The organism is Actibacterium sp. MT2.3-13A (genome assembly GCF_018139985.1).
In the GTDB taxonomy this organism is placed as follows: domain Bacteria; phylum Pseudomonadota; class Alphaproteobacteria; order Rhodobacterales; family Rhodobacteraceae; genus JAGSOU01.
Window position 1 is genome coordinate 1 of record NZ_JAGSOU010000033.1, and the last position, 13,417, is coordinate 13,417.

General features: G+C 61.1%; 13 protein-coding genes and 2 pseudogenes. 11 read left to right on the plus strand and 4 right to left on the minus strand.

All coding sequences use genetic code 11. The annotated features are described in order from the left end of the window. Positions 1 to 122 (plus strand): annotated as a pseudogene (locus KCI33_RS17395) (IS5/IS1182 family transposase); the annotation flags it as partial. A 193-nt stretch (positions 123 to 315) separates the two neighbouring features. Here KCI33_RS17395 and nhaA read toward each other — a convergent pair. Both nhaA and KCI33_RS17405 read right to left on the minus strand, forming a co-directional pair. Continuing rightward, a complete protein-coding gene (gene nhaA, locus KCI33_RS17400; protein WP_212526074.1) occupies positions 316 to 1,635 on the minus strand; it encodes a Na+/H+ antiporter NhaA in 1,320 nt (439 codons plus the stop codon). Between the two features lie 91 nt (positions 1,636 to 1,726). Next, complete coding sequence (locus KCI33_RS17405; RefSeq protein ID WP_212526075.1) at positions 1,727 to 1,963, minus strand: hypothetical protein; 237 nt, start codon at positions 1,961 to 1,963, stop codon at positions 1,727 to 1,729. A 150-nt stretch (positions 1,964 to 2,113) separates the two neighbouring features. On the opposite strand from KCI33_RS17405, the gene KCI33_RS17410 reads away from it, so the two are divergent. Then, on the plus strand, positions 2,114 to 2,848 hold the full coding sequence (locus tag KCI33_RS17410; RefSeq protein ID WP_212526086.1) for a Crp/Fnr family transcriptional regulator: 735 nt from the start codon (positions 2,114 to 2,116) through the stop codon (positions 2,846 to 2,848). Positions 2,849 to 2,906: 58 nt separating this feature from the next. On the opposite strand, the gene KCI33_RS17415 is transcribed toward KCI33_RS17410, so the two are convergent. Continuing rightward, entirely contained in the window at positions 2,907 to 3,095 is a 189-nt protein-coding gene (locus KCI33_RS17415) for a hypothetical protein (RefSeq protein ID WP_212526076.1), read from the minus strand. Positions 3,096 to 3,181: 86 nt separating this feature from the next. Here KCI33_RS17415 and KCI33_RS17420 point away from each other — a divergent pair, with 86 nt between their 5' ends. Further along, on the plus strand, positions 3,182 to 3,889 hold the full coding sequence (locus KCI33_RS17420; protein WP_212526077.1) for an IS6 family transposase: 708 nt from the start codon (positions 3,182 to 3,184) through the stop codon (positions 3,887 to 3,889). Between the two features lie 372 nt (positions 3,890 to 4,261). Here KCI33_RS17420 and KCI33_RS17425 read toward each other — a convergent pair whose 3' ends face one another. Further along, positions 4,262 to 5,290: a LacI family DNA-binding transcriptional regulator gene (locus KCI33_RS17425; RefSeq protein WP_212526078.1), complete on the minus strand. Its 1,029-nt coding sequence runs from the start codon at positions 5,288 to 5,290 to the stop codon at positions 4,262 to 4,264. A gap of 200 nt (positions 5,291 to 5,490) precedes the next feature. Between KCI33_RS17425 and KCI33_RS17430 the strand changes: the two genes are divergently transcribed. From KCI33_RS17430 to KCI33_RS17465, 8 genes and pseudogenes are all read left to right on the plus strand, one after another. Then, positions 5,491 to 6,438: a substrate-binding domain-containing protein gene (locus KCI33_RS17430; protein ID WP_212526079.1), complete on the plus strand. Its 948-nt coding sequence runs from the start codon at positions 5,491 to 5,493 to the stop codon at positions 6,436 to 6,438. Between the two features lie 18 nt (positions 6,439 to 6,456). Further along, positions 6,457 to 8,007, plus strand: a complete 1,551-nt coding sequence (locus KCI33_RS17435; protein WP_212526080.1) for a sugar ABC transporter ATP-binding protein — start codon at positions 6,457 to 6,459, stop codon at positions 8,005 to 8,007. A 16-nt stretch (positions 8,008 to 8,023) separates the two neighbouring features. After that, entirely contained in the window at positions 8,024 to 9,019 is a 996-nt protein-coding gene (locus KCI33_RS17440; RefSeq protein WP_212526081.1) for an ABC transporter permease, read from the plus strand. Positions 9,020 to 9,029: 10 nt separating this feature from the next. Beyond that, positions 9,030 to 9,860, plus strand: a complete 831-nt coding sequence (locus KCI33_RS17445) for an N-acyl homoserine lactonase family protein (RefSeq protein ID WP_212526082.1) — start codon at positions 9,030 to 9,032, stop codon at positions 9,858 to 9,860. A gap of 80 nt (positions 9,861 to 9,940) precedes the next feature. After that, on the plus strand, positions 9,941 to 10,981 hold the full coding sequence (locus tag KCI33_RS17450) for an aldo/keto reductase (RefSeq protein WP_212526083.1): 1,041 nt from the start codon (positions 9,941 to 9,943) through the stop codon (positions 10,979 to 10,981). Continuing rightward, a complete protein-coding gene (locus KCI33_RS17455) occupies positions 10,982 to 11,413 on the plus strand; it encodes an RbsD/FucU family protein (RefSeq protein ID WP_212526084.1) in 432 nt (143 codons plus the stop codon). It begins immediately after the preceding gene. After that, positions 11,410 to 12,246 carry an amidohydrolase family protein gene (locus KCI33_RS17460; RefSeq protein ID WP_212526085.1) on the plus strand — a complete coding sequence of 279 codons (837 nt, stop codon included), beginning with the start codon at positions 11,410 to 11,412 and terminating at the stop codon, positions 12,244 to 12,246. Before KCI33_RS17455 ends, KCI33_RS17460 begins: the two co-directional genes overlap by 4 nt. A gap of 92 nt (positions 12,247 to 12,338) precedes the next feature. Further along, positions 12,339 to 13,002, plus strand: a pseudogene (locus KCI33_RS17465) (IS6 family transposase); the annotation flags it as partial. Positions 13,003 to 13,417 lie beyond the last annotated feature (415 nt).

Consider the following 13,417-nt stretch of genomic DNA (forward strand, 5'->3'; position numbering starts at 1 on the left):
GGATCGAGAACCTCTTCGCCCGCCTCAAGGACTGGCGCCGGATCGCCACCCGCTACGACAGATGCGGAGAGCTGTTCCTATCCGCCATCTGCATCGCAGCCACCGTCATGTTCTGGTTGTGAGTCCTGACCCTAGGGCTGCACGTACGTATAGCGGAAAAGCAAAACGGTATTGAAATCGTTTCACTCCGAGAAAACGACCAAGCTATGGCCATTCGTATGGAATGGCCGCGTATCAAACGTGGCTGCCCGGTCCGAATCACACGATAGGAACCGCCGGGCGAAGTCGACCTGGGTCGTTGTCTCATGTTGCGCCTCACGCCCGGGCTGCGAGAGATGTTAGCCGAACCAGTATCAGGGTCCCTGCTGCCGCTGCGATGGCTGATCCCGAGAGAATCCCGAGCTTCGCGGCGTTGAGCATCGCCGGCTCGAACGCCAGGCCCGCGATAAACAGCGACATCGTGAAACCAATTCCTGTGAGAAAGGAACCGGCCACGACAAAGGGCCACGACAGACCGGGCCCGAGCACCGCCAGGCCGGAACGGACGGCGAGCCAGCTGAACCCAAGAACGCCAATCGGTTTTCCCAACACCAGCCCGACAATGATCGCCAAGGAGACCGATTGTCCGAAATCGGCGCCGTGAATCGTGATACCGGCGTTTGCCAGCGCGAAGATCGGCATGATTGCAAAGCCCACCCACGGGTGCAGCATCGTTTCGAGTCGTTCTACAGGCGAAAGGGATTCCGAGACCGCTCTGCCGGCCTGAAGGAGATCATGGCGGTCTGCGGTGTCTCCGCTCCAATGCTCGCCGGACGGATAGGCCAGCACACGTCCCAAAATCGCGCGCAAACGTGCATCACTCACCCAAACGCGGGTTGGCGTCATCAGTCCAAGGATCACACCAGCGATTGTCGCATGAATGCCGGAGGCGTCGAAGCACAGCCAGATCGCGCCTCCCAGCAGGAAGTAGATCGGGACGCTTCTGACCCCAAATCGCGAGAAGCTCGCGACCACGCCAATCCCCAGCAATCCGAGCCCGAGCGCCGACCAGTTCATGGTTTCTCCATAGCCGAAAGCGACGACGAGTATCGCCCCGACATCATCGAAAATCGCCAAAGAAAGCAGGAACAGACGCAGGGTTGGAGGGATCCGGCCCCCGAAAAGCGCAAGGCATCCGATCACGAACGCGGTATCGGTCGCCATCACGGTTCCCCACCCGTGCATCCCGGGTTGTCCGGTCATCAACGCGAGATACAGAGAGGCCGGCACGACCATGCCCCCCAGGGCGCCTGCGAAAGGAAGCGCAGCCTGTCGAGGATTTCTCAGTTCGCCGAGAACGATCTCCCTCTTGAGTTCGAGTGAAAGTACAAAGAAAAAGAAGGTCATCAGCCCGTCGTTGATCCAGTGGCGCAAGGAGCGGGTGAAATCCAGCGAACCGAATGTCAGGCCAATGGGTGTCTCCCAGAATGCCAGGAAAGCCTCTGCCCAAGGCGAGTTGGCCAGTGCCATCGCGAGCAGCACAGCCAGGAGCAGGAGCCCACCCGCCGCCGCTTCGATCTTCAGAAAGCGGGCGAAGGGCTTCGTTATCCTGTCGGCGGCCTCGTGGGGCAATTTTGTGTCCTGCTGATCGACCATGGATACTGTGTGCCTTTTCTTGTTTGCGATGGTTCGCGCCACTCGGAGCCTGAGTGCCCGGGGAGCGTCCGAGGCAACGGCTCCAACCTGCTCACCGCCTTCGAAATGAGCTTCCGCCGGCAATAATCCGGTTGATCAGTTCGGCGACGGCTTGGTGCATCTTCCCCTCGGGATCTGTGCCGATGGCGTTCTCGTGCGTCGCTGCGGCGTCCCGGAGGATGCCCACGATCTCGCTCTCGGGAAGAGGCTCGTGATCGCTCAGGGCAGGCAGCGGCGCTTCGCGGATCGAAAGTGCAGCCAAGCCCGGATAATCCGCATGATCCCGCATCGGGGCAGTCCTTTCAACAGAAATACCTTCAGGATACGGCGGGCCTGACGAACTTCACCACCCTTTTCAGAAAATGCGGTATTCTGGATTGATGGCAAGCAGCCGTCGCACCGACGTTTTCGTGCATCAACAACAGTGCGGGAGAGGCCAATCACCGCCACAGACCACAGCCCGCTCACCCGCAAGCTCTTGGCCTTTGTCGCCTTGTCTGAGGCTGAGTTGGCCGTACTGGAGCGTCTGCACCAGCGACGCCGCACCTTCGTCGCCGGGCGCGATCTGGTACATCAGGGCCAGTCGGCTCAGGCCGCGTATATTCTGTCCGCGGGTTGGGTCTGTTCCTACAAGCTACAGCCCGACGGAACGCGGCAGATCGTGGATTTCCAGGTGCCCGGGGATTTTCTGGGGTTGCGGAGCGTGCTGTTGCGCACGTCGGACCACAGTTTCGAACCCATCGTGGACATCGAGGCTGCCGAAGTGCTGACGAGCGACCTTCTCCAGGCGTTCGCGCAGACCCCTCGCCTGGCGACCGCAATTCTCTGGGCGGCGTCAAGGGACGAGGCGATGGTGGTGGAACATCTCGTCGGGATCGGTCGACGTGATGCGGAGGCCCGCATGGCGCATTTCCTGCTGGAGCTGGGATCGAGGCTTGCGCTGGTTGGCATAGGCAGCAAGGAAGGGTTCGACTGCCCGCTGACGCAGTACCACCTCGCCGATACGCTGGGATTGAGCGCGGTCCATGTGAACCGCGTCCTGCGGCAGCTTCGAGAACACGCGCTGGTAACCTTTCGGGACGGCCGCGTGACGATTCACGACTATGGCGGGCTGGTAGAACTTGCCGAGTTCGATCCGGCATATCTGGACCAGACCGGGCCGCTCCTGAAATGAGAGGGCCGCCCTCCTTTGTTCGGCAGGCGGCCCCGGTGATCACGTCAGCAGGTGGAGGTCACGCGAGGGCGTGGGTCGCCGCGTCGAGTTCCTTGTTGGTCTCGGCGTCGTTCTTCGCCGTGTTCGCCTTCTCGGCGGCCTGGTAGTGCTTCAGGGCCGCGTCCTTCTTCGGACCGGCGGGCGCCTTGTCCCACGCGGCCTTGACGGACGTCATCTTCGCGGCGGTCTTGTTCTGTTCGGGAGTCATTGGGATTGTCCTTTCATGGACGTTCCGAGGGCCTTGTCAGAGGAACTTGGCTTGAGACGGGCAGGGCGGTCTCGTAGCCTTCGCTGATGACCAAACGCTCACCATTCAAGTATTTCAAAACCAGTCCTGAGATCATCCGCCTGGCGGTCATGCTCTACGTTCGGTTCCCTCTGTCGCTACGCAATGTCGAGGACCTCCTCCACGAGAGAGGGATCGACGTCAGCCATGAGACGATCCGGTTCTGGTGGAACCGATTTGGTCCGATGTTCGCGTCCGAGATCCGACGTAAACGGGTCCAGCAGTTGCGAGCATTTTCGCGTTGGCAGTGGCATGTCGATGAGGTCTTCGTGAAGATCAACGGCGAGCGGCACTATCTGTGGCGAGCGGTGGATCACGAAGGCGAGGTCCTGGAAAGCGTTGTCACAAGGCGAAGAAACAAGCGCGCCGCATTGAAAATTCTAAGAAAACTGATGCGGCGGCACGGTCGACCGGAGGCCTTGGTGACTGACCGCTTTGCGTCCTACAAGGCCGCACTGCGGGATCTTGGCTGTGATGATCTTCAGGTTTGTGGACGCTGGCTGAACAACCGGGTTGAGAATTCGCACCTGCCCTTCCGACGACGAGAACGGGCGATGCAGCGCTTCCGCGGCATGCGAAGTCTTCAGAAATTCGTCGCCGTCCACTCCTCCGTCTTCAACCACTTCAACCAGGGTCGCAGCCTATCGAAACGAGACCACTTCAAGCAAAACCGTACCGCCGCTCTGGCTGAGTGGCGCGGTCTCTGCGCGGCATAAGTGGCAGCGTCACTGTCCTTGCTGAGACCAGTTCGAATTTGTCTGACAGCACCTTTTCAAGCGCTTCGCGAAACGCCTTGGCGTCAATTATTTCCGTGTCATCGCTAATTTTTGCAGTAACGGATCGCTTCGATACGCGGTCACCTAGCCAGCCAAACCCGGACCTTTGCCGCACCGCCTTGAGTGGGAACGTTGTGAGGGGAGCGCGTCACGAAGTAACTCCAACCGCAATCTTCACTCCCGGGCAAATTTCTGGAAGAACCGCGCCGCAACTCTCGAAGAGGGGCGCGGCCTCTGCCCGGCATAAGGGACCGCGTCACTGTCTTGGCGGAGACTGGTCCGCGTTTGTCTGGCGCTACTTTCCCGCCAGCTTCAAGGCGTCGGGTTTCCGGAGGTTTTGGGGGGAGCGCAGCTGTCTCCGAGGATTAACTCGGGCGAAAAAACCACACGGCGCGACGCGGATCTCACTTCTCCCGAAATCCGGTCCATCAGGAACCGTAGAGCCTGATCGATCATTTCGTTCAGGGGATGTTCGGTCCGGGTGAGGCGCGGCCGCAGGCCGCCGACGCCGGGCAGGGTATCGGTCGAGGCGACCGAGAGGTCCTGGGGGCACCGCAGTCCGCAATCGTTGAGTGCGCGCATGACGCCAAGGGCCATCAACCCATTCGCGACATACAGGGCTGTCGGCGGATTCGGTTGCTTCATCAGATCGATGGCGGCGGAATAGGCGATTTCCTCCCGAAACCCGCCTGAACGTATGTGCTCAGGGGCAGGGGTCAGGCCGCGCTCCTTCATCGCTTCCAGCATTCCGTGCAGCCGCCCGTTCCCGGTGCTCAGAAAGGTGGGTCCTGTGATGGAGCCGATCCGCCTGTGGCCGATATCCAGCAGGTAGCGGGTTGTTCGTTGTCCGGCCAGTTCATTGTCGAGCGTCACTGTGTCGAACGGGTCTCCGTCGATCTCCCGTCCCAAGAGCACGACAGGGGGGGCGCTTGGGTCGCGGATCAACGGCTCGTAGCGTTCAGGAGTGCCGATCGGAACCAAAATGATTCCGTCGCAGGAAAGCGAGCGGATGCGCGACAGGATCCTGGCCTCATTATCGGGTTTTTCGTCGCTGTTGAATACGACGAGGCTGTAGCCCCAGGCGCTGACGGCGGCTTCTGCGGCGCTCACGACCCGCGCGAAAAACGGGTTTTGCAGATCGGAAACGACAAGTGCGATCAGCTGGCTCCGCCCCCGCTTCAGATTGCGGGCGGCCGATTTGGGGGCGTAGTTCAGCGCTTCGATGGCCGCCATGACCCGCGATTTCAGCGCGGGGCTCACATAGGCGGTTTCGTTGATAACCGCAGACACCGTGGCCGTCGATACTCCGGCTGCCTTGGCTACGTCCTTAATGTTGGTCAAATCGTGCCTCCGGCAAATCGTTTAGACAGCATGTGTAACGCCCAGAATTCGCCATGGGTAGTTAAATTGCAATGGTCAGAGGGGCTGTTTTCTTGCGAAAGACTCCTTGCCTTTGATGGTCAAATCCGCTCTTCTGGCTAAACGTTTTGCCAGTGTTCGCCGAAGGGAGCGGCGACCTAGTCATCCACAGGGAGGAAATCATGAGAACAGTTGTCACCGCGGCTCTGGCCGCCGGAGCCGTTTTTGCGGCAACCGTCTCATCGGCGCAGGCCGGTGAGCGTCTTCTTGGCATCGTCTCGATCGCGGCGAATGAGGCTAACAACGTTCGCTACATCGAAGGTGCGCGTGCCGCGGCTGCAGAAGACGGTTGGGAAGTTTCTGTCATCGATGCCGCGGGCAGTGCCGACCAGGCCAACGCCGCGATCCAGAACTTTGCAAACCGTGGCGCTGCTGCCGTGATCGATATGGTGTTCCCGTACTCCTCGATCGGTGCCGGTCTTGCGGCCGCCGACAGCGCGGGGATCCCGGTGGTGACTTGGGGCGGCGGGCTTGGCCGCACTGTGGCCTCGACCAACGGGTCCGGCGCGCCGATCGCGCTTCCGGTTATCGAGAAGCTGATCGATGACCTCGGCCAAGGTGGCAGCCTTCTGGCGCTGACCTATCGCACCGGCGAGGTGTGCCGTGACCGCGAATTGCTGCTCGACGAGCTTCTCAAGTCGCGCCCGGACATCTCCGTGACCAAGAACGAAGTGCGGATTCCCGGATATCTTGAGGATGGTGCGCAATATACCAATGCCTGGCTGGCCTCGCACCCGGAGGGCGCCGAGCCGCTGGCGATCTGGGGGTGCTGGGACGATCCGGCCATTGGCGGAATCGGCTCGCTGCGGCAGCAGGGGCGCGAGGATGTGCTCGTCTACGGCGTGAACGGCAACGCGCAGGCGCTGGAGAACATCCGCCGCGGCCACATGACCGCGACCGCCTGGGAGGACAGCTATGCCGAAGGGTACGACATGGTGAAGCGGCTTGACGAAATCATTAAGGCCGGCGACGCCTGGGAGCCGAAGGCCGCTGAGGTCCCTGCTGTTCTCGTGACCCAGGACAATATCGAGAAGTTTCTCGAAGAGCATCCCGACGCCTACGGGAACTAAGTAAGAGCTGGACGCCCCATGATGTTCGACAAACAAGACGCATTGGCAGAAAATGATGCAGAGCTGCAGCCATTTCTCGACGCCAAAGATATCGTGAAGTCGTACGGGGGCGTTCAGGCACTCAAGGGGGTATCCCTTGCCCTGCGCGCGGGGGAAGTGCACGGGCTGGTCGGCGCCAATGGCGCTGGCAAGTCCACCTTCATCAAGATCCTGGCAGGGCTGACACGCGCCGACAGCGGTGACCTGTGGATCGATGGTGAGGATGTCGTCGTCATGACGCCGCACCATGCGGCCGAACTGGGCATGAATTTCATCCATCAGGAACTGGCTTTCATTCCCGACATGACGGTGATGGAAAACATCATGCTGGGTCTGCCGAAAAAGACCCGCCTGGGCCTTGTCGACTGGAAGGCGATCGCCGCCAATATCCAGCCGGTCGCCGAGCGGGTCGGGCTGAAGGTGCCGCTGACGGCCAAGGCGAAAACGCTTTCGACGGCCGAGATCTGGCTGGTCAACATTTGCCGCGCGCTGGTGCGCAAGGCACGCCTGATCGTGATGGACGAGCCGACGGCGTCGCTGTCGGCCAGCGAAGCCGAGCGGCTTTTCGCCATTATCGAGGATTTATCTCGCTCGGGCGTTGCGGTTCTTTATGTGTCGCACCGGCTCGACGAAATCCTGCGTCTTTGTCATCGCGTGACGGCCTTTCGGGACGGGGCTGCGGTGGCGCGCTTCGAGGGCGACGGGCTGACGCGCCCTGCGCTCGTGGAGGCCATTGTCGGAGGCGACCTGCATCCGATCCCGGCCGACAAGCGCGTCAACCACGACCTTGGCACCGTCGCGCTGACGGTGCGCGGGGTGGCCCGGCTTCCGATGGTCAAGGGCGTGGATTTCGACCTTCATCACGGCGAAGTTCTGGGGATCGGCGGCCTTGTCGGCGCCGGACGAAGCGAATTGGCGCGGCTGATCTACGGCGTTGACCGGGTCGATGCCGGCGAAATGAAATTAAAAGGGCAGCCATTCGCCCCGCGCTCGCCATCCGAAGCCGTCAAGGCCGGACTGGGTCTCGTGCCCGAAGAACGCCGGTCCGAGGCTTTGCTGCTGACTAAGTCAGTCGCATTCAACATGCAGCTCTCCAATCTGGCGGGCATTGTACGAAACCCCGTGCTGCCGCTGATCGATCGCAACCGCCGCAGATCGCAGACGGAGGCCGTTGTGCGCGACCTCGCCGTCAAGACGCCGGGGATCGAAACGCCCGTCGGGCAGCTCAGTGGCGGCAATCAGCAAAAAGTGGTGATCGGGCGCTGGTTGCTGCGGCGGCCAGGGGTGTTGATCCTCGATGAACCGACGCGCGGCGTCGATGTCGGGGCGCGTGGGGAAATCCATCGATTGATCCGCGACCTCGCCGCCCAAGGCATGGCGGTGCTCGTGATTTCCTCGGAGCCTGACGAACTGCCCGATTTGTGTGACCGCGTTCTGGTCATGGTCGAAGGGCGGATCGCACGCGAACTCCACGGCGATCATCTGAACCGCAACGCCATAATCCAAGCAAGCTACGCGCACGCGTCTTAATACCAGGGACCAACTGATGAGCGAAATGACAGCAGGCAACCGTAGACTCTCCGCCAGGTCAAAGGCCAGGCTTGGTTTCTTTGCGCGCTATGCGACGATTATCGGGCTTGTGGCGATGATCGTCCTTTTCTCGGTTCTTTCGCCGAAGGCGTTCCCGACGGTCCTCAATTTCACCAACGTTCTTAACCAGGCGTCTCTGACCATGATTATTGCCGCGGGCCTGACCATGGCGGTGATCGTGGGTGAGCTGGACCTGTCGATCGGTTTCGCGGCGAGCCTTCACGGAATTCTTGTGACCGGGCTGATCGTGAGTAACGAATTGCCGATCCCGGTCGCGATCGTCATCGTGATCGGGGCGGGGGCCCTGGTCGGATTGCTAAACGGCCTGGTGGTCACAAAGCTAAAGGTGAATTCCGTCATTGCGACGCTTGGCGTGGGTACCATACTGACCGGCCTCGCCTTCGCCTACTCTGCCGGCGTGCCGATTGTGAGGGGGGTGCCCGACGCCTTTCTCGATATTTCTCTGGGGCGTTGGGTTTTCGGTATCCCAAACAATATCCTCATCATGGCTTCCGTGGTGGCGTTTCTCTGGTTGCTTGTGGAGCGCACCTCGATCGGGCAGGAGATTCAGGCCGTGGGCGGCAATCCTGCCGCGGCGCGCCTGGCGGGGATTTCCGTGGACCGCATCAAGATCCTCGGGTTCATCATTTCGGGGATGTGCGCGGCTCTGACCGGCATTCTTCTGGCATCGCGGCTGGGATCGGGAACCGCCAGCGCGGCGGACAGCTATCTTCTGACCGCGTTTGCGGCCGTGTTCCTGGGCTCGGCAACCCTGCGTGACGGCGAATTCCATATTGTTGGCACTATCATCGGGGCGCTCATCATCGCGTTCGGGTTCAACGGACTCAACATTTTCGGCGCGCCGACGTTCTCTCAATACGTCCTTCAGGGCGCCATCCTGATCATTGCCGTGGGCCTCTCGAGCCTGGGCCGCTCGATTGCCGAAAGTTGAGGAGGAACCGATGTCCGATATGGTTTGGGACGTGCACGTCATTGAATTCGCGCGCTCCAAGGACCAGCTCGTCGCAGGGCTGATTCATGGCGCCCATGACGGCGGGACCGTCGATCTTCCGTTTTCGTTCATCCTGGCGCGGCGGGACGACAAGGTCGTCCTGATCGACACCGGCTTCATTCGCGAAGGCTCCGGCGCGGCATTCGCCGAGAAATTCGGCATCCCCTTCTGGATTTCGCCGGTCCGGATGCTTGAAGAACTCGGCGTCGCCGCGGGCGATGTGACGGATATCATCCTCAGCCACGCGCATTTCGACCATATGGGCGGCGTAAGCGCCTTTCCCGAGGCGACCATTCACCTCCAGAAGCGCGAATACCTGAGCTGGATGGAAATGCTGGCGATGCCGCCGCAATTCCGCCTACTGACGGAAATCATTAATCCCGATGATTTGCGGGCCGCTTATGACGCATCGCTTGAACACCGTCTTAACCTCGTGGTCGGGGATGTAGATGACCATTTCCCCGGACTGCACCTTCGCCTGGGGCAGGGGCACACGATGGGGCAACAGTTTGTGGCGCTCGACACGGCGCGCGGTCGCGTCGTGGTGGCTGGCGACTGCATTTACGGCAAAGCCAATATCTGCGGCCACAACAACAACGGCGCCTACGTCCCGCTCGCAAATGCCGTGGGCAGTACCTACGACCAACTCGTCACCATCGACCGCATCAACCAGGCGATTGACGGTGATCTGTCGCGGCTCATCATCCTGCATGACAGCGACCGGTGGTCGCATCTTACGCCGGTGGCGGAGGTGGACGGCTTCGGCATTTTCCAGGTGTGACGGTATCGGCCGGCGATGCGGAACGAAGCGGGGCCCGAAAAGGGGTAATGCCTGCAAAAAACGGGAAGGGGCAAACGTTCATGAAAGTTTCGGATACCAAGCTATTGAATGGCCGCACGGCGCGGCCGGTCTCGCTGACCCGTATGGGAATGGGTGGCACGGTGATCGGCAATCTCTATCGCAAGGTGTCCGACGAGGCCGCGCAAGACGCGATACAGGCGGCCTATGATGCCGGCATCCGCTATTTCGACACCGCGCCGCAATACGGGCTGGGGCGTTCCGAGATCCGCCTGGGGCAGGCCTTGGCGCGGATCGGGCGCGGGAACGTCACCCTCTCCAGCAAGATCGGCCGGCTGCTGCTGGATTGCGAGCCCGATGAGGTCACGCCCGAGGCGTTTGTCGACGTGCCGCAGAAGCGGATCGTCTTCGACTACACCTATGACGGCGTGATGCGCAGCTACGAATCCAGCCTGGACCGGATGGGCGTCGGCAATGTCGATATCCTGATGGTGCATGACGTCTGCGTCTTCTCGCAAGGCTCACAGGAAGCCAGCGACGCCAAGGTGCGCGAGCTTTTCGACGGTGGCGGCTACAAGGCGCTGACGGAACTGCGCGAAGCCGGCGAAATCGCGGCGATCGGCGCCGGCGTGAACGAATGGCAGGTTTGCGAAAAGCTTCTCGGCCTGGGGGATTTCGACGGCTTCCTGCTGGCCGGGCGCTATACCCTTCTGGAACAGGAGGCGCTCGACAGCTTTCTGCCGCTTTGCGTGAAGCGCGATGTCGGGATCATCCTGGGCGGGCCCTATAACTCGGGCATTCTGGCGACCGGACCTGTCAACGGCGCGAAATACAATTATGCCGATGCGCCGGAACATATCCTCGAGCGGGTGCGCAGGATCGAGGCTGTCTGCAATGCGCATGATACGCCACTGATCGCCGCCGCGCTGCAATTCGTCCTTGGGCATCCTGCCGTGAAAACGGTGATCCCCGGCGCCGGCAGCCGCCAGGAGGTGGAGGCGAACGTCGCGCTGCTGCAGCGCGAGATCCCCACTGCGCTGTGGTCGGACCTGAAAAGTGAGGGCCTGATCCGCCCCGATGCGCCTGCGCCGGAGGGGTGTTGAATGCTCCGCGGCATCGACCCGATCCTGTCGCCGGACCTGCTGCATGTTCTGCGCGCCATGGGGCATGGCGACGAAATCGTGATCTCCGATGCGAATTTCCCGGCCCATTCCGTTGGCTCGCGCGTGCTCCGTCTGGATGGCGTGACGGCCACCGCTGCGCTCGAGGCTGTTCTCAGCGTGATGCCGCTCGACAGTTTCGTTGAGGATCCCGCGCATACGATGGCGGTCGTCGGCGACCCCGGGGCCGAGCCGGCGATCGTCAAGGAGTTTCAGGACATCATCCGCTGCATTGCAGATTCGCCTTCCCGGCTGCGGGCGCTGGAGCGTTTTGCGTTCTACGACCGGGCACGCAAGGCCTATGCCGTGGTGCAAACGGGCGAGACGCGCCTATACGGAAACATAATCCTCAAGAAAGGCGTGATCTCGCCATGAGGATTGACGCGCACCAGCATTTCTGGACGCTCAACCGTGGCGACTACGGCTGGCTGACGCCCGAGCTTGCGCCGATTTACCGGGACTTCACGCCAGCCGATCTGGCCCCGTTGCTGGAGGCAGGTGGGATCGACGGTACGGTGCTGGTGCAAGCCGCGCCGACGGTTGAGGAAACCCGCTTCCTGTTGTCGGTGGCCGCCGAGACCGAATTTGTGCGCGGTGTGGTTGGCTGGGTGGATTTTGAGGCGACGGATGCGCCGGAACAGATCGCCGCGCTTGGGGAAGACAGGTATCTGGTCGGGCTTCGCCCGATGATCCAGGACATCGCGGATCCCGATTGGATCTTGCGTGAGGATCTGGATCCGGCATTCGAGGCGATGATTGCTGGGGGCCTGACCTTTGACGCCCTGACGCTTCCGCGGCATCTGAAAAACTTGCTTGCACGGCTGAGGCGTCATCCGGACTTGCAGGTGGTGATCGACCATGGCTCGAAACCGTTGATCCGTGAAGGCGCAAAAAAAGGTTGGGCGGAAGATATGGCCGCACTGGCTCGTGAAACCGGAGCCTATTGCAAACTCTCCGGATTGGTGAGCGAGGCGGGCGCGGGGTGGTCGGTGGGCCAACTGCGCCCTTACACAGATTATCTGCTGGCCCAGTTCGGTCCGGAGCGTGTGATCTGGGGCAGCGACTGGCCGGTTTGCACTCTTGTCGCCAGTTATGCCGACTGGACCCGGGCAACGGCAGAGTTGCTGGGTGATCTGACATCGGAGGAAAGTGCTGCGGTATTTGGGCAAAATGCTGAGCGGGCCTACCGGCTGGCAAAGGCAGAGTAGTAGACGGGCGCTCTGCCAGAGGTAACTGGTTCAGCGGTGTTGTCAGATTAACTTGGCTTGAGCCGGGCAGGGGGCTTTCGTAGCCTTCGGGAATGACCAAGCGCTCGCCTTTCAAGTATCTCAAGACAAGCCCCGAGATCATCTGCTTGGCGGTGATGATGTACGTGCGGTTTCCGCTATCACTACGCAACGTCGAGGATCTCCTGCACGAGCGGGGGGATCGAAATCGACCACAAGGCGGTGCGGTTCTGGTGGAATAGGTTCGGGCCGTTGTTCGCTGCGGAGATCCGTAAGCGGCGGGTTGAGGGGATGCGATCGAGCCGGTGGCGCTGGCATCTCGACGAGATGTTCGTGATGGTCAATGGCAAGCGGTGCTACCTCTGGCGGGCGGTGGATCACTGGGGCGAGGTCCTGGAGAGCTTCGTCACGACGGCGAGGGATCGGAAAGCTGCGTTGAAATTCATAAAGAAATCAATGCGCCGCTACGGTCGTCCGGAGGCCGTCATCGCCGACCAGCTACGGTCATACAGCGCCGCATTAAATGAACTTGGGGCAGGTGGCAGACACCAAACAGGTCGATGGATTAATGACCGGGCGGAGAACTCGCACCTGCCATTTCGACGCCGAGAGCGAGCAATGCTGCGGTTCCGGCGATTGCGAGGTTTGCAGAAATTCGCCGCCTTCCACGCCTCGGTATACAACCTCTTCAATTCGGAGCGCAGCCTCTACTCCCGAGCCAACTTCAAGCTGAGCCGGTGCAGATGGCTCTGTGTAAACATTATTCCGCTAGCTCTTCAGGCTCATAACCTGAAGGTCGTAGGTTCAAATCTTACCCCCGCAACCAATATCACAAAACAATATCAATGACTTACAAGCCGCCACCGCAGGCGGCTTTGTCATGCCTGGATCCCCAGTGCTACACCGGTGCTACATCGGTGCTACCTTCGCGCATCGTGCCCAAGCGTTCAGCCTGGAGAATAGACAGGGCGGGAAGTGTGAATTCGCCGCCCCTGCGAAGAAGCGAACCGGATTCAGGAAAGCAGCCATTGACCTGCTACGGGATTTTCATCCTGCCGCGACCGGAGCCCGGTTGGTGTTTACGCCGATCGGCGCAGGTTGAGCAATCGCCCGACGCGCGGAGCTTTCATCTCGCGCAGCGGGGCGGGCGATT